This window comes from Pseudoalteromonas denitrificans DSM 6059, assembly GCF_900112265.1.
GTDB lineage: Bacteria > Pseudomonadota > Gammaproteobacteria > Enterobacterales > Alteromonadaceae > Pseudoalteromonas > Pseudoalteromonas denitrificans.
In genome coordinates this window covers 55770-81372 of sequence record NZ_FOLO01000005.1, presented here as the reverse complement: position 1 = coordinate 81372, position 25603 = coordinate 55770, and the positions used below count along the sequence as shown (strand labels likewise).

The window sequence follows — 25603 nt, the reverse complement described above, 5'->3', positions numbered from 1 at the left end:
GAAAACTGAGGAGTTAAGATCAATTATATCACGGTGAAGATAAACAACAGTGTTCTTATTGTCTGATATTATAATTATTCATGATTTATAAAGTAAAAAAGGAGCCTAGGCCCCTTTTTTAAAACTGAAAAGCTAAATATCTACTTGCCGTGTTGTTCAGCGAGATATAGCCAAGTTTTTAGCACTGTATCTGGGTTTAAAGAAACAGAGTCTATACCCTGCTCTACTAACCAAGCAGCAAAATCTTCATGGTCTGAAGGCCCTTGACCACAAATTCCAACATATTTACCTTTTGATTTAGCTGTTTTAATTGCCATAGATAACAGCTTTTTAATCGCTGGATCGCGTTCATCAAATAAATGTGCAATGAGACCAGAATCCCTATCTAAGCCTAAAGTTAGCTGAGTTAAATCATTAGAGCCGATAGAGAAACCATCAAAGTGTTCTAAAAATTCTTCAGCTAATAAAGCATTCGAAGGTAATTCACACATCATTATAATACGTAAACCATTTTCCCCACGTTTTAATCCGTGCTGGTTAAGTAATTCAATGACATGTTTTGCTTCGCCTACGGTTCTGACAAATGGGATCATGATCTCTATATTTGTTAGACCCATATCGTCACGAACACGTTTAATTGCCTCACACTCAAGTGCAAAACAATCACGGAAATCTTCAGAGATATATCTTGAAGCACCGCGAAAACCTATCATAGGATTTTCTTCTTCGGGCTCGTATTGTTGGCCGCCAACTAAATTAGCATATTCGTTTGATTTAAAATCAGACATACGAACGATAACTTTCTCTGGCGCAAAAGCACAGCCTAATGTTGAAATGCCTTCAACCAACTTACTGATATAAAACTCAATCGGAGAATCGTACCCGGCCATCATTTCTTTGATTTCATCTTTAACAGATTCATCTTGATCTGCAAAGTTAATAAGTGCTTTTGGGTGAACACCAATCATACGATTAATGATAAACTCTAAACGAGCTAATCCTATTCCTGAATGAGGCAAACGGGCAAAATCAAAGGCACGATCTGGATTACCAACATTCATCATAACTTTAATTGGTAACTCAGGCATTTCATCCACACGAGATGTGATCACATCGAATTTTAAACGGCCTTGGTAAATAAAACCTGTATCGCCTTCGGCACATGAAACGGTAACTTCATCATTGTCTTTTATTAAATCAGTTGCATTACCACAACCTACAACAGCCGGAATACCGAGCTCTCGGGCTATGATTGCTGCATGACAAGTGCGTCCACCACGATTTGTGACAATCGCAGAAGCACGTTTCATGATAGGTTCCCAATCTGGATCTGTCATATCGGTCACTAAAACATCGCCGACTTGAACTTGATCCATCTGAGCGATAGATTCTAGAACACGTACAGTGCCTGTGCCAATTTTGTTACCAATTGCACGGCCTTCGATGATTATTTTTGACTTATCAACAAGCTGATAACGTTCCATTACGTTCGCATCTTCATTTGAGCGGACTGTTTCTGGACGTGCCTGAACAATATAAAGTTTGCCATCATTACCATCTTTAGCCCATTCAATATCCATGGCTCGACCATAATGCTTTTCAATGATCACAGCTTGCTTTGCAAGTTCTTGAACTTCAGCATCTGTGATAGAAAACTGATCGCTTAAACTTTGCTGAACGTCTATAATTTCAACTTGCTTACCATGACTTTCATCATCGGAATATACCATTTCAATGGCTTTAGAGCCTAAATTCCTGCGAACAACACTTGGGCGGTCAGCTGCTAAGGTCGGTTTATGAACATAAAATTCATCGGGGTTAACCGCACCTTGTACAACCATTTCACCTAAACCATAACTTGACGTGATGAATACAACATCTTCAAAACCAGACTCAGTATCTATACTGAACATGACTCCAGATGATGCTTTGTCTGAACGCACCATACGTTGCACACCGGCAGATAAAGCGACACCTCGGTGGTCATAACCTTGGTGAACACGATATGAAATTGCACGGTCATTAAATAAGGATGCATATACATGTTTGATGGCTATCATAACCGCATCAATACCACGTACATTTAGAAAGGTTTCTTGTTGCCCAGCAAATGAGGCGTCTGGCATATCTTCAGCGGTGGCTGAAGATCTGACAGCAAATGAAACATCTTGATCTGCATCACCATGTAATTGGTCATATGATTTTTTTATTGCATCATTAAATGAGTCATGAAATGGTGTATCTAATATCCACTGTCGAATATCAGCACCTACTTTTGCTAATTTGTTTACATCGTTAACGTCTAGATCATCTAGTACATCATAAATGCGAGCATTTAATCCCGATTGTTCAAGGAACTCATTAAAAGCATCTGATGTTGTTGCAAATCCACCCGGGACTTGAACACCAGCATTTGCTAGGTTAGAAATCATTTCACCAAGTGAGGCATTTTTGCCGCCAACACGAGGAACATCTTGCATACCAAGTTCTTGATACCAGAGAACGGATTCTTGCACGGAAATATCTCCAAAAGCAGATTATAAAGTTATCTTGAACGAATGTGACCATCCTTTTAGGTCTAGGTAATTCTACACCGCTGATGGTCTGTTGGTAAATACTCAAATATATGAATTTGAGATATTATTTAAGCTTTAGATATATATTCAAAAACTAGTGTATATTATGCGTAATATTTATATGAACAATTAGTATAGGGCGAATAACTTGAGAACTGCTTTTTATATTTCAGATGGCACAGCTATCACGGCTGAGGTTTTTGGTCATGCAACACTTTCTTTATTTCCAGTTGATTTTAAAAATATAACGATCCCTTTTGTCGAAACAATTGAAAAAGCACTAGAAGTTAAAAATCAAATTGACAAGGCTATCAGTTCTAAAGGCGAAAAACCTTTGGTATTTTATACTTTTGTAGATCATGAACTGACAGATATTATTAACTCATCAAATGGTGTCTGTTATGATTTTTTAACCGTTTTTAGTGACCAGATAGAAAAAGAAATACAAGTTGAGCCAGTTCCTCGGACACATCGTACTCACAGTATACATGAAAAAAGTTATGATTTTAGGATTGACGCTGTCAATTATGCTTTAGCAAATGATGATGGTGCAAACTTAAAAAATTATGATGATGCTGATATTATTTTAGTTGGTGTCAGTAGGAGTGGAAAAACACCTACTAGTTTATATTTGGCCTTACAATATGGCATTAAAGCTGCTAATTATCCTTTTACAGATGATGATATGGATGATCTAAAAATTCCACCTGCACTTTTACCACATAAAAAGAAACTATTTGGCTTAACAATAAAACCAGAAAGGTTATCAGCTATTCGAAATGAGCGGTTAGCAAATAGTAAATATGCTTCCATTAAGCAATGCCGTATAGAAGTCAGAGAAGTCGAAATGTTATATAAAACTCATCGCATCCCTTATTTGAATTCAACACAACATTCGGTAGAAGAAATATCTGCAAAAATCTTAGCTGAAACTGGTTTAGAAAGGCGTAAATATTAAAAGGCGAGTTCCCTCGCCTTTTAAAGTTGCTAGTTAGCGATTGCTTCTAGCATCTTTTAGTAAATCGGCAACCAAGAAACCAAGCTCTAATACTTGATCTGCATTGAGTCTTGGGTCACATTGTGTTTTATATCTTTGTGCTAAATCATGCTCGGACAAACCATAAGCGCCACCGGTACATTCAGTAACATGCTGCCCTGTCATTTCAAGATGTATACCACCTGGGTATGAGCCTTCAGCATTATGAACCGCAAAGAATTGACTAATTTCACGTAAAATATTATTGAAGCTACGCGTTTTATAACCATTGCTCGCTTTCTCTGTGTTGCCATGCATAGGATCAGAAGTCCATACAACTTTACGGCCTTCTTGCTCAACTTTTCGCACTAAAGCAGGAAGCTTATCAGCTAATACATCTGCGCCCATACGTGTTATTAATGTTAAGCGTCCAGGGATATTTTCTGGATTAACAGCATCTATTAAACGAATTAATTCATCAGGATCCATTCCTGGTCCAACTTTAACACCTATCGGGTTTTTTATTCCTCTAAAAAACTCTATATGTGCGTGGTCTAACTGGCGTGTTCGTTCGCCTATCCATACAAAATGTGCTGAACAGTCATACCAATCACCTGAAAGGTGATCTCTTCTGGTCAGTGCTTCTTCATAACCTAACAATAATGCTTCATGAGAAGTATAAAGACTTGTTTCTTTAATACTAGGTGCATTAGATGCATTAATACCACACACTTCCATAAATTCAAGCGCATCTTGTATGCGAGCTGCTAATTTTTGATATTTATCTTTTAGTGGGTTTGCGGCCACAAAACTCATGTTCCAGCGGTTTACTTGATGTAAATCAGCAAGCCCACCTTGAGCAAATGCACGTAATAAATTCAAGGTTGCAGCGCTTTGGTGATAGGCAGTTAATAAGCGTTTAGGATCAGGGATCCTGGCCTGCGCTGTGAAATCGATACCATTTACGATATCACCTCTATATGAAGGTAAATCGACACCATTCACTGTTTCTAAATCAGCTGAGCGTGGTTTTGCATATTGACCAGCCATTCGTGCAATTTTTACAACTGGGCATTTTCCGCCATAAGTGAGTACAACAGCCATTTGTAAAAGTGTTTTAAATGTATCACGAATTCCAGCAGCATTAAATTCAGAAAAAGATTCTGCACAATCTCCGCCTTGTAATAAAAAGGCTTTACCTTCACATACGTCAGCTAATTGTTTATATAAGCTTCTTGTTTCTTCAGCAAATACTAAAGGTGGTGCACTATTAATTTGGCTTTCTATACTTGCTAGCTCTGCAAGATCTGGGTATTGCGGCTGCTGTACAATTGGGGATTCTCTCCAACTGTTAGGACTCCAAGATTTCACTGTTATTTCCTCATTCCGTATAACAATTAAAATTAATACACAATATTGTGTACATAGTGAATCTACCTATCTTGGTGCAAAATTCAAGATGAAATTCGTCTAAATGCCAATTATTTGTAATATACCCTCATTTGTCTCACTTAATACACTGAGTGGTAGCTTAAATACATCTACTAAAGTTGATTTTTCAATATCTCGGCTATCTGTTAATACCCTATGTATCTGGCCATTGTTTATTATTATGCAAGGTTGCGCTAAATTAAGTGCTAAATTAAGCTCATGATGACTTATTAAAACCGTAATATATTTGCCAAGCTGTGTAAGGTATTGGTTTAACCAGAGCTTGTGGGATACATCCAACCCTGTATAAGGTTCATCTAGTAATAGTAAGCAAAAGTTCGGCTCAAGTTTTAAATCACAATGAAGCAAAACACGTGCTAAATGTGCTCTTTGTGATTCCCCCCCAGATAGTGCCGTAATAGACCTATTTAATAATTGTAATAAATCTAGGCCTTTGATCACATCATGATTTTCACATAAAGTTTCAACTGCACTTTCACTTAATGATAAAGTAATAGCTAACATACCTTTGACTGTTAGTGCAAAATGAGCAACTTGCTTTTGCATTAAATAGGCTCTAACCTTGCTAAGTTGGCCTAAATTCAACGGGTTTACTGCTACATTTCCGATAAATATATGACCCGTGTCAGGCGAACATAACCCACTTAATAAATTCAAGAATGATGTTTTTCCTGCGCCATTAGGCCCTAATAAATGGTAGGTACCTTTGTCTAAATTTAAGTCTAAGTTAGTGATTTTGAAAGTATCACTAATTTTATAATTCACCTTAGTAATATTTATCATTTATAAACCCTGATTTTTAAAATGTTTAAATAGAATAAATAAGAAAAAAGGTCCACCCAAAGTCGCTGTTACAAGGCCTAAAGGTAATTGCAACGACATACTGGTTCGAGAAATCCATTCAATAAACACCATAAAACTTGCACCGTTAATCACGAGCATAGGTAAAACCAATCTATTATCATGGCCAAATATAATTCTTGTTGCATGGGGTGCTAATAAACCTATGAATGCAATTACGCCTCCCAGAGCAACAGCACAAGCGGCAAGTGTACTTGCAAGAATAAGCATATATTTTCTTAACTTGTTCACTTTGAGACCATATAAAGTGGCGTTCTGATCTCCCATATAGAGCATGTTAAGTTCTTTACTTTTACACATGCATAAAATTGTCACTGTAACAGTGATAAGACCTATAAACATGAGTTGAAAAAAAGTGACGTGTTCAAAACTCCCCAAAAGCCAAAGGTTAAAAGTACGTAATTGTGTATTGTCTGAATAATAAATAAGCCAACTTGATATGGCCGATATTAAAGTTGTTAAACTTATGCCACTTAAAATAAGTGATGCACTTGAATATTGGCCTAGCCTCTTAGCTAATTGGAAGATGATAGTTACAGCTAAAAGCGCACCGAGAGAAGAAGATAAAACCAAAAAGAACACATCATACCTAATGTTAATGTAATTAAAAATCGCAGCTCCTAACATTACAAAAAGAGAAGCAAGGCTCGATACACCTAATAGTCCAGGTTCGGCTAAAGGATTAGATAAAAGTAATTGAAATAAATGGCCGCTTAGTGCTAAACATGTACCCACTAAAATAGCAGTTAATATTTTAGGTAAGCGCAAGTCATAAAGAATCACTTTATTGATATCTGATATATTGATGGGACTAATAGTGTGAGAGGAAATTCCACCATAAAATAGTGAAATTATAAATAAAATAAGTAAAGTTAATATTGTTATATATAGTTTTTTTTTAACTGATTTCATTTATTAAACCATTAATTGCATTTTCAATAAGAGAGATGACATGATCAAACCCTTTTTCACCCCCATAATATGGGTCTGGCACATCATATAAGTCAAGATCTGTGTATTCTAATAAGCGTTTGATTTTATTATGAGGGTCATCATTATAAAATTTATTTAAGTCATGCAAATTTTTGCTATCCATGCACAAAATCAAGTCAAAATTATTATAATCTTCTTTTTGTATTGCTCTGGATGTGATGCCATCAAAAATGTAACCATGTTTTTCGCCTGCAAGCTGGGAACGACTATCAGGTGATTCCCCTTTATGGTATGAATCAGTACCAGCTGAGTCTATTTTCAAATTTAAATTCAATTGGGTGTTTTTGTAACGCATTATTGCATGTGCTGTTGGCGAACGGCATATATTTCCTAAGCAAACAAACAAAACAGATTTTATGACTTTCATACTTCCTCCTTTAATTTTATTACATTCTACAAGTAATTGTTATTTATAGCCAAACCAAGAAGAACACATCATACCTATTTTAATAATAAAATAAATCTCAGCATCCAGTAAAATTAATTAAATAACTATTAAAACAAAGCACAAAAATATAGAATATAACTTTTCTATTTCGGTATGATGTGTTCTATGGATTTGAAATTTAATGTTCGAACTCAGTTTGAAAATGTGACTAGCCTTATAAACCAACTTATTATTGAAATATCACAGCAAAAATTAATTTATGCGCGTTATTACCAATTACCAGAAATGACAGCTCAAGATGAAAATAAATCGGTTAAAGAAATCAGTGTGAATGCGTTTTCTGGCAATATTGCATTTGATAAATGTTGCGCTGCATTTAATGATTTTTATAAAAAAAATAATTTAAGTGGGCGTATTATTAAACGGCACCCAGGTATTATTGCCCTAGAGTCAAAAAAACCAGAACTTATTGAATCTAGAATAAAACAAATAAATTCTGCAAAAAACGAATTAAAAAAAATAATTGTAAATGCAGGTAATAATGATGCTAGATTTGATTTAGTACATAGTGCAGTACCAAATTTAATCACACTGTGTGCTTATAGAAATATTCACTTCGAATCTCAATCCCCCTATTCAATTAGATTTACTTGGATGAATAAACATTCAATAAAACTATTATCTAAATCTGATGCTCTTTCTTTATTAAATAACTCTGAAACTTTCGGAAACTCTAAAGTCATTGATTTATTAGCCTGGCAACAACTAGTACAAAAAGAGAAATTAAATATAGCAAGTATTAAAGATTCAGAAAAATTAAGAATAAGACGACCTACCCGTGTTAGCCCACAAGTTAATATTCGTTATGATGCAAAAAACAGATATCATGTTAGTGCTGCATTACCTTTTATTCTTATCAATCCTGAAGAAAATGTAAAATATGGCACTCTAAAAAATTACATAAAACCTGAACATCACCCAAGAAAAAAACAAACACATTATCTCATTGAAAGACTATATCTAGAAAAGAATAGTTAACTTAATAAAAAAGCCATATTTTATATATGGCTTTTTTATTAAGTTAGTTATAGGTTTAATCTAAACAACAATTTGATCTATATTATCTTCATCTATTGTAATTGTGGGCTCTGCACTTCTTTTTCCACTTTGAATTTCTAATCGTTTATTGTGTTTGTTCAATGTAAGAATTTCTTCACAAAATTCATTTGTCGGATGAAGTTCATAAGTGTAATCAATAATCTTTCCAGTTTTATCATCTTTAACATTTGAAATGCTATAATCCGAAATTGCACCATTAGTGATCAAGTCTTTCATCGTCGTTGTCATATCTCGGCGAAGTGCTTTTAATTTATTTTCACTAATATCATCGGTTGAATAAATAGAACCATACTTTTCCATTATTGATAATAATCTAAAGTGATGAGTTTTACCTGGTGCTGCATATCGCCACAAATGATATAACCTTAGCATCATCCATCGTGACAACCCTCTTTTTTGTTCTTGTGCCCGATTAAAATAATATCCTTTATATTCTAAATTATCGATCATGTTATGAACAAAAGCATTTAAGCATGCAACACACTTTATATTACCACCTTGGCCTTTTTTTCCGCTAAAATGCAGTGATGATAAAAAGTTCATATTTGACTCATAAAATGAATCATCAATATCTGTATTTCTTGTATCGGTTGCAGAATATTTAAAAGATAATTTAGAACCTTGCAATGCTTCTAAAGCTTCTTTTATTTGTGGAAATGGCATTGACTGGCCAACAGACTTTAGCTCTTGCGCAAGTTCATTCATTGAAAAAACAACAGCATACTGAATACCTGACTTAAAGTTTATTTTTACAATCTTTCCTTTGGATGCAAGGCGAATCAAAGCTCTTTCTACTTTTTCTTCACGATCTGATGGCCAAACTAAAAACTCGACATCCTCACCATTTTGTCTTGTACTCACAACAGCAGGGGTTATTTTAATTTCTCCAGAATATTGAATACCATCAACTTTTTCAGATATTTTCCTAGTAATTATTGTTCTTTTAGGAGCTTCCTCTAATGGTAATTTTTTATGGCCAGACCTAACAAAGCGACCCCAAAGATCATAGTGATTAAAAGTATTAGAGTAAGATCGTAAATCTTGATATAAGGTATTATCAACTGAAACCCGAACATCTTTATTATCAGTAAACAAAGCGAGGCTTTCATTATCTCTTGCACTTTCGACTCCGTGAATTTGCCCTCTTAGAGAATCAGGTAGATTTTCTACAGAGATGTTTACCTTTGGTTTCATGATTTTTACCATTTTTTTATTAGACAGCTAATAACAACACATATTGAATAAAATGTTAATCATTTAAGTTAGTATAAAATTGATCCGTTCTAATTAAATTTTTTCAGATCATGTTTTTACTAACTTAAATTTTTATAGTACAAAAAATAAGTCAACAGATCATATTTTTACTAAGAAAAATTATAAATCAATTTTTTACTAAGTGAATTGTCAATTTAAAGTCCAAAAACATCTCAAGATGTATATATATCGACCTAAAACCATTTTTTCTTAGTAAAATAATGATCTCTATTATTAGTTGTGCATAAGATCAAAACTAATTAGTAAAGATCTGATCTAAACCAAGTAAAGATCAGATCTTTATTCAGTAGATCTATATTAGATTTAGTAATAAGCTTAATTATCAATCAATAATAGTTAGTATAAAGCAGATCCGCAGCTATTTTTTGTTAATAACCATGGGGGCAACCTGTGAATATCTAGGGTTGGGTAATTTATCTTAGTAAAAAAGTGATCTATGAGTACCTAAAGAACTGATCTTTACCAAGTAAAAATCGGATCCAGTATTATTGAATACTTTTTTATTAATCAACAACTTACTTAGTTTTTTGTATCTCTATCCTTTAATACCTTATTACTTAACCATTTCTATACTTATATATTAATCTTTAGCAAAGTTATAAGTTTTAAATGTTTTAAATGTTTTAAATGTTTTAATATTTTACTGATGTCATCTAAAAAAAGAGTTTACTCTATAAGTAAGTGACATTATAATGTTTACTCACCATAAAGGATATAATAATGACAATAAGTAAAAGTGCGTTAGATACCTATAAGTTACTTAAAGCGACAGCTACTGTCGCTGAAGACTCTCTAGAAGGGCGAATTCAACATTACCGAGCTCATTTAAAATCAGAAGAAAAAGAACTTAGAACCTACACACAAAAAGCAGCTGCAGACCTTTTAGGTTGTAATAATCGCACTTTAAAACGTCGTCATGATCAAGGTGATTTTAGCCATTTAGATATTAGAAGAGGGGCTAATGGGCATTATGCTTATACATTATCAAATATTCACGATATGGCAGAAATCTTAGGTATAAATGCTCAAAATCGTAATGAAAATGATAAATTACAAGTCATTATTGTCAATTCATTAAAAGGAGGCTGTGGTAAAACAACCAGTCTTGTCAATATTGCAGCCGCCCTTGCAACAACAAATATTAAGCGCTATAGAATAGGCATCATTGATTTAGATCCTCAAGGATCATCATCAAGTTTCTTTCCGCCAACAGAGCCCGATCCCATTACGGTAGGAGACTTAATGCGTGATTGTATTGAGTTTGATGAAGGTGAAACACAAGCTGATGTTGTTTCAGGATCTTTTTTACCAACTCACATCCCAAATATCCGTGTATTACCCTCTGGTATGGATGACTTTTATTTTGAACATGAAACTGCAACTCAATTAAATGAAGGTCGTGATTACTCTGAAAATCGTCACTATCACAAATTATTAGAAAAGGTCATAAAACCAGTTGAAAATGAATTTGATATTATTTTAGTTGATACTGCACCATCTCTTAACTTTATGTTTTATAATGCTTTAATGGCTTCTACAGCAATGTTAATCCCTGTGCATCCTGAAGCTGTAGATTTTGATGCAAATAATAAATTTTTAAAACGGTTAGCCGAAATTTATCATACAGTTGCAGCTCTAGGACATGAAGGTTGGGATTTTATGCAGTTCTTAGTTACTAATTATGTTAAAGGAAATCACTCCCAAAGAGATATTGTAAAAGACATACGCAGTGCGTTTGGCCGTCAAGTTATGAGTTACCCTATAAATCATAGTTCTGCTATTACAGCTAGCTCTTCATCTTTTAATACAATATTTGATCAAAAAACGTCAGACAGTTTAGCGAGTAGAGAGTCTTTAATTAAGTCACAAGAAAATATTAAAGATGTTGTTGATGAACTTGAAATGTTGATCAGATCTAATTGGAACTCAACGCAATGTCAGCTAGAAACAGCTTAATAAGGTAATATAATGGTTAGAAAACGTAAAAATGATACACGCTTAGACCCTTTTGCTGCTGCTGTTGAAGTAAGTAGTTTAGATAAATTATTAGAAAATGCGGTTGTAGGCGATGAAATTACAATGCCTTCACCTTCAGATCCTCAAAGAACGATAAGATTGAGTTGCAAGATAGTACCTTTTGACCAAATAGATAAATCGACCTGTGTATATGGCAAAAACCGCAGAGAGCAATCTTTGCTGACAAAAGCATCTGTATCAGATATTTTACCTGCAATCAAAGCTGATGGTCGAAACCAACACCCTGCTTTAAGTTGGCAAAAGGAAGGACTTGAGTTTGTTTTATCAGGTTCAAGACGACGTAAAGCGTGTTTACTCAGTGGTGCCGATTATATTGTTTTAACTTCACCTGATTTTACAGATGAAGATGCTAAAATTCTTGCTGTTTCCTCTGATCAATACATAGCCCCGAGTCTATGGGAATTGGGTAAAGCTTATCAACAAACACGTGATGAGTTAATTGCGCAAGGTAAAAAAGGTTCCTATCGTGAGATTGCCGTTATCGAGGGCGTTTCACATACTGCTATAGCTGACTCTTTAAAGGCTTATAATAAAATTCCAAGTGAAGTCCTTGCTTTGTATCCAACAGCTAATCATGTAGGTCGTGAGATAGCTAAAAAATTGATTGTTGCAATAGAAGATGATTTTGATGTATTTTCAAAAAAAGTAAAAGAAACTCAATCTATATTATCTGAAATTCTACTTGAAACGGATGATAAGACTGCCGCAGCAATTACAAAACATTTGATTGAAGCTAAAACTCAAGAAAATACGTCTAGAGAAGCTCTCAATTTTAATAATGAATATATTAATGCTCACAAAAATGTAAAAACAGGCGATTTAGTTATAAAGATCGATAACAAGGTAATGACTGAAAAACGTTTTGAACAATTATCTAAGCTATTAACGCATTTTAATTAGTATAATTATGATCCAAGAGATTTAAATAGTTAGTAAAATTATGATCTGTATTTCGTTTCATACTTAACAGATCATTTTTTTACCTACTAAATAGTGCTTTATTTTCTTCATTTTTTATTTTTTATCTGTCCAAACACCTTTTTTAGCCTGACTTAGTAAAAATTTGTTCTATAAACTCTGCTGTCTGTTAATTAGCTGTGAGTAACTTGTTTGTTTCCTGTTCTCTTTTTGTTGTTAAGTTTTAATGTAAAGCCCCTTTACATATTCCTATTCGTTAAAATCACCTTAGTAAAAATGTGATCTGTGTTTTTTTTTACTTTTAATTAATTTAATGCTTTAGCTTAAAACCCATAAGCTCTATACTGGAGAAATCTTTGATTTTTTCCTGGTTGCAGATGTCCAAAGGTTTAACTAAAACTGATCTCATAGCTTTGTTTGATGAAATAAAAAAAGAACAAGAAGTGGCTTTTCCTATTACAGAAGGATTCTTAAAAAGATACTTTAAACCGACTGTATTTGAAAAAGCGAAACAATGTTTGTTAAAAGAGCTTGTTAATTGGGTTGAAAGTGATAAACAGTTTTCTCAGGTAAGTGCTGAGGTTTACAGTGAGTCTGGTGACATTTTTCATCAGCATATTCAAATTAAACAATCACAAGCTGGTTTATCTATCGTTGGTTTATGTTCATGTAAAATTGGAAATAAATGTCACCATATCGGTGCTGCATTATTAAAATTAAAAACCCAGCACTCAGGTTTATTTGGTAAGCATTATTTATTACATGATTGGTTTAATCAGTTAGAGCAGTTAAAAAAGCAGCGGCAAACCGTTAAAAAAGATGTTATTTTATTCGTAATTGAAAAACATGATAATGGTTTGATCTTAGTTCCAAAACAGTCTCCCCCTATAAATAATGGACGTTATTCACAAGGGCGTCCTATGACTAAGCAGCAATTAAACAGTTTAGTGACACCTGAACACGTTAATGAAAGTGATTTTAGACTCTTAAGTTGGATCCGTTCTCAAAACTCATTTGGTCAACTTGTTTTAGAGAATCGGTGGGGGGTAATGGCATTAGTGCAAATGGTTGCTACAGGCAGGTGTTTTTGGCAAGACTCCCGACAAGCAATTCGTTTATCTGCTCAAAGGCCTTTAGATGTATCTTGGACTGAAAATGATTCATTTCATGAGTTGAATTTATCCCTACCGCAAAGTGATTCCTGGCAAGTTTTTAATACAACACCACCTTATTATATTGATATTAATAACTTAGAAATTGGTGAACTTGAAACAACATTAACTGCTGCTGAAGTTTCTCATTTGTTTAGTATTCCAATTGTTGCAGATGAAATGTTTGAACATGTTAATCAGCAATTTAATCGTATTTTTGGTTCTGCATTAATTGAAAAGTCTGATATCTCTATTGCACCAAATGTAGATGTAGTACCAAGGTTAACTTTAATAAAACAAGACGAACGTTGTTTGTTCCACTTACAATTTTCATATGGGAAAAAAATACACGAACTTAACGTAGATGAGCAACAAGGAACACAGATCACAACTGCTTTTGAAGACACTTGTCTAAACAGGTTACAAAATTGTGGTTTGATATTATGTAAAGGCCCTTTACAAAAAGCATGTTATTTAACTTTTAATGCATCTGATGAGTCTTCACCACAACATCATTGGTTTGTGAATGAAGTTTGTAAACAGTTAAGTGATGAGTCTTGGCATATTGATACTAAGCTTTATGTTGACCCTGATATTATGTTAACTGAGCTTATTCTTTCTATGACAAGGACGCGTGTTAACAAACTTTCTGTAGCCCCCTATTTTGAAATATCAGATAAAACCGTTTATTTGAGTGATCTTTTATCATTCGCTGCGCTTTGTAATAATAAATCTCATCTATTCAATTATTATAAATATCAAGATGTTTGGTTAGCAGCAAGTAAGCCTGATTTAAATATTGTTTTTGATTTAATAGCACAATTTTATGCCAATAAAACAATACCTAAAAGATTAAGTTTACCTTTATCTTATGCTTCTTCTTTTGCAAATTTAAATAATAGCCAAATTGACTGTGCTGATAACGCATTATTAGAACTCATTACTCAGGTTTCAAACCCCGATTTTAAAGATAAACTTATAGTTCCAAAAACATTAAAAGCAACCTTACGTGATTATCAAAAACAAGCTGTAAATTGGTTATTATTTCTGAAAAAGCATCAGCTTGGTGGAATACTCGCTGATGATATGGGGCTAGGTAAAACATTGCAGACGATCGCTTTTTTATTGTCTGAAAAAGAGCGTACAGGGTTAAAATCACCAGCACTTATTATTTGCCCTACAAGCTTAGTTACTAACTGGGTGAAGGAAATTAACCGTTTTGCACCAAGCTTAAATGTATTGGTTAGCCATGGTGCAAGCCGAAAAAATGTATTTAATCAAATCAGCGCTGCTGACTGCGTAATAACAACTTATCCGCTGATCACTCGCGATAATACCGTTTATGATGAACTTCATTTTAGTCATGTTATTTTAGATGAAGCTCAAACAATTAAAAATAATCAGGCTAAAATATCTAAAGCTGTCAAAGCGCTTAATAGTGATTTCAATCTATGTTTAACCGGTACTCCAGTTGAAAATAACCTTAAAGAATTAAAATCGTTACTTGATTTTGCAATGCCGGGTCTAATTGGATCCATGGCTCAGTTTAAGACTTATTATCAAATCCCTATTGAAAAAGAACATAATGAACAAAGAGCTGAGCAATTAAAAAACTTAGTTGTGCCTTTTGTGCTTCGTCGCACTAAAGAGCAAGTATTAACTGAGCTGCCTCCAAAAACCGAATTGGTCCGAATGATAGAGCTTACGCCTAATCAGCAAGTTGTGTATCAAAATATTCGCGCCAATATGGAACAAAAAATGAAAGAGCTATTTAAAGAGCAAGGTGCTGATAAGAGTCGCTTTGCATTTTTAGAAGCTTTATTGAGATTACGTCAAGCTTGTTGCGATCCTCGTTTAGTGAATGGAGTTGATGATTTAGAGTCTATGGCATTATCTAATAAAAGTGCAGTTCACAGCGCTAAATTAGCTTGGTTGAGTGAAAATCTGCCTTTAATGCTTGCAAAAGGCAGAAAGATTATTATTTTCAGTCAATTTACCAGTATGCTATCGCTTATTGAACAAGAGTTAGCTCAGCTTAATATTAAGTACAGTATTTTAACTGGGAAAACTAAAGATAGAGATGAAGCGGTAAACAGCTTCCAAGAAGGTGATAATCCTATCTTTTTAATTAGCCTAAAAGCCGGAGGAACAGGTCTTAATTTAACTAAAGCAGATACCGTTATTCATTACGATCCATGGTGGAACCCTGCAGTAGAAAGGCAAGCAACAGACAGAGCGCACCGAATTGGTCAATTAAAACCTGTATTTGTTTATAAGTTAATTTGTCAAAACTCTATTGAAGAGCGGGTTTATCAAATGCAGCAAGATAAAGCTGAACTTGCCGATAGTTTTTTTGATGCTAAAGGTGGAAAATTTAATACACAAACTGAAGGTCAAATGTTGGAATTACTAGCTGATAATAATTAATTTAATTATTTTTCATCATTTATTGAACTTAATTGAATGACGTTAGTCTATCTATACAGGCGTTATAAATAACCTGATTTTTTTAACGTCTATCCCTGAAAGTTGTATGTTAGATTTCCCCTTTGATTACTTATTTTAGTAATATTGACCAACCTATTTTAGGTTGGTTTTTTTATGCCTGAAACTTAACTTGCGTTATACATCGCAAAACAAAGCCTAGGGTCTCCTGCCCTTTGTATTTGTGTTAAACGTGCAATACTAGAACTACCCTTTATATTTGAGTCAAGAACATAACTGCAACGTTTACTATTATCAAATGGAGCGAAAATTTTCACTTCATCATTTGTAAAAGTACCAAAGAAAGCAAAAATAGTTGAAATACATACTGAAGGGTTTTGTTTCTTTAATGTATCAATTCTTGTTATATCAGCTTCAAATTTAATTAAATCTTTATTTTTTTTAAATGAGGTACTATTTGCACAAATAATCTCAAAATAATGTTGTTTTTCTTGATGTTTAAATGAAAAATCACAATATGAGGCTAAATTCTTTTTGTGTACTTTTTCTATTGGTTTTTCTACTTGATAACGTAAATAACTTTCCTGGTCATTGTTATTACTAGACTTAGCTGGGTAACGAGTATTTGTTTGAATATCACTAAATTGCTTATCTGTATTGAGTAAGTGAATTAACTCTGCTGTTAGCCAATGCTTCCAGCAGTGAGTTAAATTTAGTTCCGATAGAATAATATTGGCTCTAGAAAAGTCATAATTATTGCTTATAAATGATAAAAATGCATGAGTATTCATAATGTGATCATTGATGATTTAAGGTATCTCTCATGTTAGTAAGTTGTTTGTGACTAAACTCGGGGGAAATGGGTAAATTTAAGTTCAAATAACTTAATCATTACATGTATATTAAATATATTGTGGTAATCCAAAATAAAAGCCTTGTACATAATCGGCTTGGCAAGTTTTTGCTAACTGATATTGTTGTTTCGTTTCTATGCCTTCAATAATGACTTTTTTATTTAGGGTGTGGCAAAGCTTTACAAATTCAATCAAAACCTTGTGATTTACTTGACTGCTATTATATCGGGCAATAATGCCACGATCTAATTTAATATAATGGGGGGAAAGTTCAAATACTCTTTGAAAGTTGGATCCTTTAACACCAAAATCATCAATCGCTAATTTAAAATCTAAGCATTTAAATATTAATGTTCTTTCCTTTAATTGCTCTGTTTTATAATCAAGTTCTTGCTCTGTAAGCTCTATAACAACATTTTTAGCTTTGTCTTTGTGATTATATTCTTGATATAAAAAATCTAGAGTACCTTTAGATAAATATTGATGTACTGTTAGGTTTAAAAAAAGTAATTGTTTACTGTCTCTAATTTTCCCTGCAGCATCTAATTTATAAATAGCTTCAAGCATAGGAAATGATAGTTCGGTAAATAATTCAGGGTTACGATTAAATATACTTAAAGGAATGCCTCTAAAAGTTCTAAGTAAAATTTCATAGCCTAATATATTTTCTTTTTCTGTTGAAATTATTGGCATTTTCACAAATGAATTATCGGTATGTGTATTGGGCATTGTTTTTCCTTATCTATAAACATCAATTATTATGACTAATAATGCTTTATTTGTTTTTGTATTAAAGCGACTGCATATTCTATGGCTCTTGCTTTTCTGTTAAATAGCTTATTAGCTTGATGTTGATTTAATTGTATATCTGGGTAGTTTTCTATTCCGTTGCACTGATAGGCACCTAAGACTTGAACTGTTAATGGTTGTAAGGTATTTATTGGGTATAAATTAATAATTTTATTTTCTAACGGGCCCTCAAAACAGGTATAGGCATATGTGAAAGGAGGCTGATTTTCATCTGCAGGAATGCCAATTCGAACTTCTCTGCCTGCATATTGAAAAGGAGGTCTATTTTTTTCTGACAAATCTCTTAAATTACTTATTAATGAATTGTTTAAACACATTTTCATTGTATTTTGATAACTTTCAAAATCATATTCAAAAACTTCAGGGCATAATGCTTCAATTGCATCTGTTAGCTCAGGATCATTTAGACTAAATATTTTCCAATGGTCTTTTAACCAAGTTATTACTTTTGTTTTATTTAAGCCGTCTTTATTTAACATGGTTAAAACTGTATCTGTATCTGTATCTGTATCTGTATCTGGTTGATTGACTGAGTCAGTGCTTTGCATACTTAAAGCCAATAGAAGACAAGCGAATATCGTAAAGATAAATGTATATTTATATAATCGTGTAGACGTTTTATTCATGGTCCTAAAGCTGATATTTCTTTTCTTTTTTCGCATAATAAATTTAACTTGTTTGGAGGTTTTGAATTTTTATATTAACGCGTCATCTTTGATAAAACGTGGGGAAAGTAAGTATATTTTCAGTGATTTAAAGGAGAGTTTAAAATGAATAACCTCAATTCGATTTAAGGTTATTCTCTTTATTTTATTCATTCATTTTACGTCTTTAGATGTTTCAACATTTGCGCCACCATCGCTGATTTTTATTTTAGTATCACCTATTGCCAATTCAGTTGATTTTGGCTTTGTCATCTGCACTGTCATTTCTGTATTCATTTCTCTGATCAAATCTACAAACTCTTGTGTTGAGGAATGCAGCATATCAAACTGTCGCGCATGCTCTTTAACATTTTGATGATTAACTCTTTCATCTCGTTCTAATTGGGCTAGTTTTATTTCTTTGTCATGGCTATATCGCGTGGTTCTTTCGTTTCGCTCTCCTTCCCTGTCTTTAACGCCTGGGTCCTCATCTTTTCCTACAGAGGCTTCTTTAATTACCATGATCAATGCCATAACGACAGGGGCTATCATTCCGACAACAGGCGTAAAAGCAGCTTCATTTAAGAAATAACCGGATAAACAAGTGATCAAAACTAAGATCACCGTTGTAGGCATGGCTAGCTTTCCGACGATAATGGCAACCTTATTGGTATTTGTTTCTTCTATTTCATCTACGCCATTATATTCAATGCTTTCTTCAGGAATATTATCATCATTTACAAATGGAATATCTTGTGTGTTTTTCTCTTCTTCATTCATAGTATAAGCCTCTATTATTTAGTAACCCATTCATTATTATTAATTTAAAAAATCAATGCTTTGCCTAATTAATTAATAAAAAAGCTAAATTGAAAGAGAATGACGATAAATTACTTTGTACCTATTATGTTTTTTTGAATGTTAATTGATCATATGATCTGAAGCTTTGTCTTTTAATTTATCTAATATAAATTTTTGATTTAGGCTATCTGCGAATGCGACTCTATTTGAAATAAAAATTTCTTGGCTGGTATTCATTGTATAAATATGAAACCAGGCTGTGCTACCCCAAAAGCTATTCACCATTCGTTGATCATCTTTAGGAAATGAGATGATTTGTTCTGATGTAAAACGAATAATTTTAGTTGCTGCCGAGTCGAGTTCTGCATTTTGGCTATAGTTTTTCATTTTTAAAATAACATCTGCATAATTGTTTTCACTAATTTGAATTCGCATTAATGCTAAAGGCCTTAAAGATGTGCTCACTCGCCCATTATTGGTTACGACTAATTCAACTTCAAAAAAACTATATTTATCCGTTTGGCTTTTTTGTAACTTTTCTAATTGTGATTCAATGTTACGAATATCATCTCTTAAACGATTAAGCCGTTTTATATTATCTGAACTGACTTCTGATAAGTCTTCATCAACATCAATTAATAACGACTTTACAGCTTTAAGGTTAATAATTGGTTGATTGTTTGCATCAAAGGTCATGCTTGAGTAACTGCGGGTAATTGCTAACAGTTGATCTTCGTAATATGACGCTTCGGAGTCTTCAATATAGCGACTTAGATTCCACTCCTTTAAATTGGCAATTCGGAATTCAATTAATTGGAAGTCATCATTTTTATCTGAAATAAAGTTTTGAATTTGTACCTGATATCCTCTTAGCGCGTTATTGATATCAGCAATGTTTTTAATATCTTGTTTTGCTTTATCAAATGACTTGAGTAATACCGAAAGACTAAACGTGGGGAAGTCTAATTTATCACCGCGTTTTCCTTGTTTATCATATTCATATAATAAAGTTTCGGGTATATAAAGTTCTAATTGTGCTAATTCATCTGTATTTAGGGCAATGTTAGTGCCGTCTGACTCTTTGCGTATTATTGAAGCTATTTCAACTTTTATATCTGAAGTTTCAACAAAATAGACTTGCCAAACGGGGATCGCAATTGCAGAAAAAACAGCCATAAACCCCATTGAAATACTTTTGAGGTTTTGCCGGATTTTAGTTCTTAAGTTTTGTTTCTTAGGTAGTCGACTCTCATTTTTCATAGCTGCCTTCCAATGATACAAATCAAATAAATTTATAAAACGTTATCTGATATATGTAATCATTACTCGCACTAATGGCTTATAAATACCCATAAAACGCACTGTATAGAGTACTTTCACTGTTTACGCGAAAATAATACAAATTGCTGTTAATTCAGTAGGAAAGTTTAATCGACCCTAAGGTGAAATTCTTAATTTCATCTATTATTAAATAAAATTCATTTATTAGCGTAGGAATATATGTGTCTCGAATAAGCGAGCTCAAAAGTGATAATGCCCAGTTACAAAAAATGATAGCAGCTGTTAGAGAGCAGCTTGAATCAACTCAATCGGGCAATGCGCAGGCTATCACTGATGCTCAAAGTGTTTTAAATTGTGAAATTATCGAATTAAAAGACACTATCGATGCGCTGCGAGAACAACTCGAACTACAAACTAATAATCAAAGTCAATGTATACAAGAAGCCACTTTTTTATTGCATGAAGAAAATTTACAATTAAAAAAAGCGGTTCATAAATTGAGGAATAAACTTGAATTACAAACAAATGATCAAACTCAATGCATACATGAGGCTAGTGCTTTATTAAATGATAAAAACCAACAATTAATGCAAACAGTACAAGCGTTGCGTGAGAAACTTGAGTTACACACTAATGAATAAATATTAAAATAAATTGTGCAACAGTTACATGAAATGTTGAAATAAATTCTAAATTTGCGAATAACATTATGAAATCTAGCTTTCTCGAACGTATTTTTAAAATTAATCGTGAAATAGCGCAACAAGAAACCTTAGATCAGGTCTTTTCTGCACTAGCCAATATTGCTTCTCGTGAAAGTGACTCCGAACGCAGCTCCATATTCTTACATGACAATCATTCCAATGAACTTTATACCCGATTTGCTCAAGGTTTAAAAAAAAGAGAGATCAGAATATTTGATAATGAAGGTATCGCGGGACATGTTTTTCAAACGGGTAAAGGTGTGATTATTGATGATGTTTACTGTGATCCGCATTTTAATCGTAAAATAGACAGAAAGTCTGAATTTGTTACCCGTAACATGCTGTGCGTACCTATGTTATCGGCTAAAGGTGAAGTCATTGGTATAGTACAAAGCATCAATAAAAAGCAGGGAGAGTATCAAAGTCAAGATTTAAAAACTTTGCAAATTATTTCAGATCAAGTTGCCATTATTGTGCAAAGCTTTCAAATGATTGAACATTTAAATGAGTCCAGAACAAAAGAACTCGAATTCTTAAATGTTGTTGCAGATACCACTTCAGAATTAGAATTAGGACCACTGTTAAATAAGGTTATGACTCAAGCTACCCACATGTTGAATGCCGAGCGTTCGACCCTTTTTTTAAATGATGAAAAAAATAATGAGCTATGGTCTCTTGTTGGCCAAGGTTTGGATTCCGTTGAAATACGTTTTCCTAATCATTTAGGCATTGCTGGAACTGTTTTTACATCGGCTAAAAGTATTAATATTCCATATGCTTACGCAGACTTAAGGTTTAATCCCGCATTTGATAAACAAACTGGCTTTTTTACCAGATCAATTTTATGTATTCCAGTTATCAATAAAACAGGCAAAGTCATAGGTGTGACTCAAGTTCTTAATAAAAAAGATGGTGTTTTTAATGAAGAAGATGAATCTAGACTTAAAGCATTTACCGCACAGATATCCATCGGGTTAGAAAACGCCAGCCTATTTGATGATGTGCAAAAGATTAAAAACTATAACGAAAGCATGTTAGAAAGCATGTCTAATGGTGTTTTGACTTTTAACGAAGATGGTATGGCAACAACATGCAATGCCGCCAGTTTAAAAATATTAAATTGCATGGAGAGTGACATCATTAAACGAGATGCCCATGCTATTTTTGGTCACCAAAATCTGTGGCTTATTGACTTAATAAATAAAAATAAACATGAAGAACATGGCACACATTTAGTGGATGTTGAATTAACACTCGAACAAGAAAGCAAATATTTAAATGTGACGATACAAACCCTCAAAGATCATGATAAAAATAATATTGGTTCTATTTTATTAATGGAAGATATCAGTAATGAAAAACGCGTAAAATCAACAATGTCACGTTATATAGATGCTCATTTAATTGATCAACTCATGGAAGATGGCAGTGATATTTTGGGTGGGCAAAGTGTGGAAGCAACCGTGCTTTTTTCTGATATTCGGGGTTTTACTAATTTGTCTGAAGAACTCGGTGCACAAGGCATTGTAAATCTGCTTAATGAATATTTTACGCTTATGGTGGATATCATTGTTGCCCATGGTGGCATGTTAGATAAATTTATTGGCGATGCGATTATGGCTGCTTATGGTGTACCTATCGCCCATGGGGATGATGCTGATCAAGGTGTGATCAGTGCTATTGAGATGATGCAGGAATTAAAACAGCTAAATAATTCCCGACAAAAACAAAATCTTTCACCTATAGATATTGGTGTTGGTATTAACAGTGATTTTGTTATATCAGGCAACATAGGATCACCTAAGCGCATGGATTTTACTGTGATAGGTGATGGCGTGAATTTGGCTTCTCGATTAGAGAGTGCTTGTAAACAATATAGTGCCAATATTATCATCAGCGATAATACTAAAAAACGCTTAAAAGGCACCTATAGGATCAGAGAGTTAGATTGTGTTGTAGTAAAAGGGCAAACAAAACCGGTTAAAATTTATGAAGTATTAGATCATCATGATGAAGAAACCTTTCCAAATGTTATGGAGGTTGTCGCTTATTTTCATGATGGTTTAAAAAAATACAAAAAGCAGAAGTTTAGTGCAGCCATCAGTGCATTTAATCAAGCATTATTATTACACCAAGACCCAGTTACTAGCATGTATATTGACAGGTGTGAACATTTTATAGCGCATGCCCCTGCCCCGGACTGGGATGGGGTATTTAAAATGCAAAGTAAATAACGCTCCTTGTTTGAGGGAATAAAACATACCAATCATCCGCCATATAAAGACTTAATCTAAGTACTCAAGGCAAATGTAAAAACAGTCTAATATCCGCTATACCAAGTGTCTCAGACTAAAACTATACTTATGGATGGTGAATTTTTTTTGGTTAATTGTTTTAATGCTATGAATGGTTGGAGGTACCAAAATGTTAAATATTAAACATTATAAATTTATACTTATTATCGTTTCGTTATTGTTATTACCTGTTGAAATATATGCAGCTAAACCTACAACAAGTGAAGGAATGTTTCTTGGTAATAACTTTCCAAGCGGGCCTCATCATAATTTAATCCTTCATGGTAAAAAAGCTGATTTCAACTGTGAAACCAATATTAAAATAGTTGAAATAATCGATACGAATCAAAATGACTTAACCGACGCTTTATATGTGATAGGTGATAAATTTCCATCTGGACAATGTCCAACTCAATCAGGGTTTAGCTATGTTTGTGAATACGGTAATGTTGTTAATATGCCAAGAGGCAGCGATACAGTTAAACTGCTTATGGAATCAGGTCGAACAGGAAGTAAGAAGAAAGATACAAGCGCCTCTGATGTTAACCCAGATAAACTACAAGTAACGGATGCCTGTACAGGGTTTAGTCGTGATGATCCTGCCATTATCCGTATACCTGAAGATAAGCAAGGTTATGCAGTATATGGCCGAGTATTAGGCAAACCCGGAGACAGCGGTGGCCCAAGCTTCAGTGTAACAGGTCGGGAAATTCCCGTAATAGGTGATAGCTTTGGTAATGACAGTGAAGTTTGGCTCGCAGGAGTTGTAACCAGTGATGGCAGTTTTATACCTGAAACCTGTGATGATGGTGAAGGCAATTGCACCCTTACTCGCTGGGATAGTAATACAAAAGGCAAAGGCGCTAAAAATGCGACCGATATTTCAGGGCTATTTTCATTTTCGGGTAGTGTATGTTACTGGGCATTAGATGAAGCTTGCTTTGAGAGTGGTATTATAGGAGAAGGTGAAAACTTATGTACGGCAACTGATTTTTGTTGTGGTGAAGTCAGTGGCTTGGAGGGTTTAGGTGATGTTGCTGTTGAGGGCGATATGTATACCTGTCGTTTATATCCTAATGCTGAGTTAGTTTTAGCTGAATTACCTGATTCGTGCCCTAATTTTGACCCTGCATTTGATCCCACTTTAGATCCTATGTGGGATATTAATGATTTACTTGTTGTTTATGAAGAAGAAAATGGCAGCGTGACTGAGTTGCAATGTAAAACGTATACAGATACTTGGATATTTAATATAGCCGATTTTGTTAATGTATTTTTTGATGTAAACAGTGAAGCATATAATGTTCAAATACGTTTATACCCTTTGCCATTACAATAGCGTATTCATGTTATGGATAAAAAACGGCTCTGAATTTCGAGCCGGTTTTTATTTGATACAGTGAAAATAATCCATACATTAGATTTACAAGCCGTTAAACGGCTAGGTTGAAATAAAAGAGATAAGCAAATAGCTGGCTTTTTTTAACTTTTCAACTTCATTTTCCATGCCTAATGGTAAAAGCGACTCACTCATTAAATAATTTGCATGTAAACTATGTGAAATCAAATCAAGTTTATCATCTGCTAATTTAGGGAATTGTAACTTTAATTCAACATTTAAAATTTCAATAAATTGCTTCATATTATTTTTTTGATCTAACTTAATCGGTGCTAAACGTTTTGCTTCTGAAAATAATGCCTCACCAATAATTGTATTATTTATATATTCATTTGTTCTAGGTGAAAATAATATATCTATAAGTGCTTCAACTCTTTTTATTTTTGGTAATAAAAGTATTACTTCTTGCCATTGAGATTGATATACCTTGGCCCACCGGCTGCTAAGTGCACAAATAATTTCATCTCTATTGCCAATATAATGCCGTAAAATTGTACGTTTCATTTGAGCAGTTTCAGCTAAATATTCCAGTGAGGTAGCTTGTATCCCCTTCTCTAAAATACACTTTTCCAACGCATCTAAAATCTCTTCTCGACGCTGACCCGCCATACTGGGTCTAGCCATA

The 25603-nt window shown here is 33.6% G+C and carries 20 protein-coding genes; 8 read left to right on the top strand and 12 right to left on the bottom strand.

From position 1 onward, the window contains the following. Nucleotides 1–140: 140 nt before the first annotated feature. A complete protein-coding gene (gene ppsA, locus BM088_RS04905) occupies nucleotides 141–2516 on the bottom strand; it encodes a phosphoenolpyruvate synthase (RefSeq protein WP_091980829.1) in 2376 nt (791 codons plus the stop codon). Nucleotides 2517–2724: 208 nt separating this feature from the next. Between ppsA and ppsR the strand changes: the two genes are divergently transcribed. Next, a complete protein-coding gene (ppsR, locus tag BM088_RS04900; protein WP_091980825.1) occupies nucleotides 2725–3534 on the top strand; it encodes a posphoenolpyruvate synthetase regulatory kinase/phosphorylase PpsR in 810 nt (269 codons plus the stop codon). Nucleotides 3535–3567: 33 nt separating this feature from the next. Here the strand turns inward: ppsR and BM088_RS04895 are convergent, their stop codons facing one another. From BM088_RS04895 to BM088_RS04880, 4 genes are all read right to left on the bottom strand, one after another. After that, on the bottom strand, nucleotides 3568–4923 hold the full coding sequence (locus BM088_RS04895) for a class II 3-deoxy-7-phosphoheptulonate synthase (protein ID WP_177207953.1): 1356 nt from the start codon (nucleotides 4921–4923) through the stop codon (nucleotides 3568–3570). 99 nt (nucleotides 4924–5022) lie between these two features. Then, a complete protein-coding gene (locus BM088_RS04890) occupies nucleotides 5023–5787 on the bottom strand; it encodes an ATP-binding cassette domain-containing protein (RefSeq protein ID WP_091980818.1) in 765 nt (254 codons plus the stop codon). After that, entirely contained in the window at nucleotides 5788–6777 is a 990-nt protein-coding gene (locus BM088_RS04885; protein ID WP_091980815.1) for a FecCD family ABC transporter permease, read from the bottom strand. Continuing rightward, on the bottom strand, nucleotides 6764–7225 hold the full coding sequence (locus tag BM088_RS04880) for a low molecular weight protein-tyrosine-phosphatase (RefSeq protein WP_091980812.1): 462 nt from the start codon (nucleotides 7223–7225) through the stop codon (nucleotides 6764–6766). The genes BM088_RS04885 and BM088_RS04880 overlap by 14 nt, the downstream gene beginning before the upstream one ends. Nucleotides 7226–7411: 186 nt before the next feature. Between BM088_RS04880 and BM088_RS04875 the strand changes: the two genes are divergently transcribed. After that, nucleotides 7412–8284: a DNA replication terminus site-binding protein gene (locus tag BM088_RS04875; RefSeq protein WP_091980809.1), complete on the top strand. Its 873-nt coding sequence runs from the start codon at nucleotides 7412–7414 to the stop codon at nucleotides 8282–8284. A gap of 60 nt (nucleotides 8285–8344) precedes the next feature. On the opposite strand, the gene BM088_RS04870 is transcribed toward BM088_RS04875, so the two are convergent. Beyond that, nucleotides 8345–9559, bottom strand: a complete 1215-nt coding sequence (locus BM088_RS04870; protein ID WP_091980805.1) for a replication protein A — start codon at nucleotides 9557–9559, stop codon at nucleotides 8345–8347. An 801-nt stretch (nucleotides 9560–10360) separates the two neighbouring features. On the opposite strand from BM088_RS04870, the gene BM088_RS04865 reads away from it, so the two are divergent. The 3 genes from BM088_RS04865 to BM088_RS04855 all read left to right on the top strand — a co-directional run bounded on the left by BM088_RS04865 (nucleotide 10361) and on the right by BM088_RS04855 (nucleotide 16173). Further along, the gene (locus tag BM088_RS04865) at nucleotides 10361–11596 is read left to right on the top strand and encodes an AAA family ATPase (RefSeq protein WP_091980802.1); all 1236 of its coding nucleotides are present in this window, start codon (nucleotides 10361–10363) and stop codon (nucleotides 11594–11596) included. Nucleotides 11597–11608: 12 nt separating this feature from the next. After that, entirely contained in the window at nucleotides 11609–12577 is a 969-nt protein-coding gene (locus BM088_RS04860; protein WP_091980799.1) for a transcriptional regulator, read from the top strand. Nucleotides 12578–12972: 395 nt separating this feature from the next. Continuing rightward, nucleotides 12973–16173 carry a DEAD/DEAH box helicase gene (locus BM088_RS04855; RefSeq protein WP_091980794.1) on the top strand — a complete coding sequence of 1067 codons (3201 nt, stop codon included), beginning with the start codon at nucleotides 12973–12975 and terminating at the stop codon, nucleotides 16171–16173. Between the two features lie 185 nt (nucleotides 16174–16358). Here BM088_RS04855 and BM088_RS04850 read toward each other — a convergent pair whose 3' ends face one another. The 5 genes from BM088_RS04850 to BM088_RS04830 all read right to left on the bottom strand — a co-directional run bounded on the left by BM088_RS04850 (nucleotide 16359) and on the right by BM088_RS04830 (nucleotide 20560). Continuing rightward, nucleotides 16359–16982, bottom strand: a complete 624-nt coding sequence (locus BM088_RS04850; RefSeq protein WP_091980790.1) for a hypothetical protein — start codon at nucleotides 16980–16982, stop codon at nucleotides 16359–16361. A gap of 111 nt (nucleotides 16983–17093) precedes the next feature. Further along, nucleotides 17094–17774 (bottom strand): EAL domain-containing protein, encoded by a 681-nt coding sequence (locus BM088_RS04845; protein ID WP_091980786.1) that lies wholly within the window; start codon nucleotides 17772–17774, stop codon nucleotides 17094–17096. Between the two features lie 35 nt (nucleotides 17775–17809). Then, nucleotides 17810–18403 (bottom strand): hypothetical protein, encoded by a 594-nt coding sequence (locus BM088_RS04840; protein WP_091980782.1) that lies wholly within the window; start codon nucleotides 18401–18403, stop codon nucleotides 17810–17812. Between the two features lie 270 nt (nucleotides 18404–18673). Further along, nucleotides 18674–19279, bottom strand: coding sequence for a hypothetical protein (locus BM088_RS04835; RefSeq protein WP_091980779.1), 606 nt, complete (start codon nucleotides 19277–19279; stop codon nucleotides 18674–18676). A gap of 141 nt (nucleotides 19280–19420) precedes the next feature. After that, nucleotides 19421–20560 carry a hypothetical protein gene (locus BM088_RS04830; RefSeq protein ID WP_091980776.1) on the bottom strand — a complete coding sequence of 380 codons (1140 nt, stop codon included), beginning with the start codon at nucleotides 20558–20560 and terminating at the stop codon, nucleotides 19421–19423. 242 nt (nucleotides 20561–20802) lie between these two features. Here BM088_RS04830 and BM088_RS04825 point away from each other — a divergent pair, with 242 nt between their 5' ends. From BM088_RS04825 to BM088_RS04815, 3 genes are all read left to right on the top strand, one after another. After that, nucleotides 20803–21222 carry a hypothetical protein gene (locus BM088_RS04825; RefSeq protein WP_091980772.1) on the top strand — a complete coding sequence of 140 codons (420 nt, stop codon included), beginning with the start codon at nucleotides 20803–20805 and terminating at the stop codon, nucleotides 21220–21222. A gap of 68 nt (nucleotides 21223–21290) precedes the next feature. Further along, nucleotides 21291–23519: a GAF domain-containing protein gene (locus tag BM088_RS04820; RefSeq protein WP_091980769.1), complete on the top strand. Its 2229-nt coding sequence runs from the start codon at nucleotides 21291–21293 to the stop codon at nucleotides 23517–23519. 190 nt (nucleotides 23520–23709) lie between these two features. Further along, a complete protein-coding gene (locus BM088_RS04815) occupies nucleotides 23710–24918 on the top strand; it encodes a hypothetical protein (protein WP_091980767.1) in 1209 nt (402 codons plus the stop codon). Nucleotides 24919–25020: 102 nt separating this feature from the next. Here BM088_RS04815 and BM088_RS04810 read toward each other — a convergent pair whose 3' ends face one another. Further along, the gene (locus tag BM088_RS04810; protein WP_091980766.1) at nucleotides 25021–25602 is read right to left on the bottom strand and encodes a TetR/AcrR family transcriptional regulator; all 582 of its coding nucleotides are present in this window, start codon (nucleotides 25600–25602) and stop codon (nucleotides 25021–25023) included. Nucleotide 25603 lies beyond the last annotated feature (1 nt).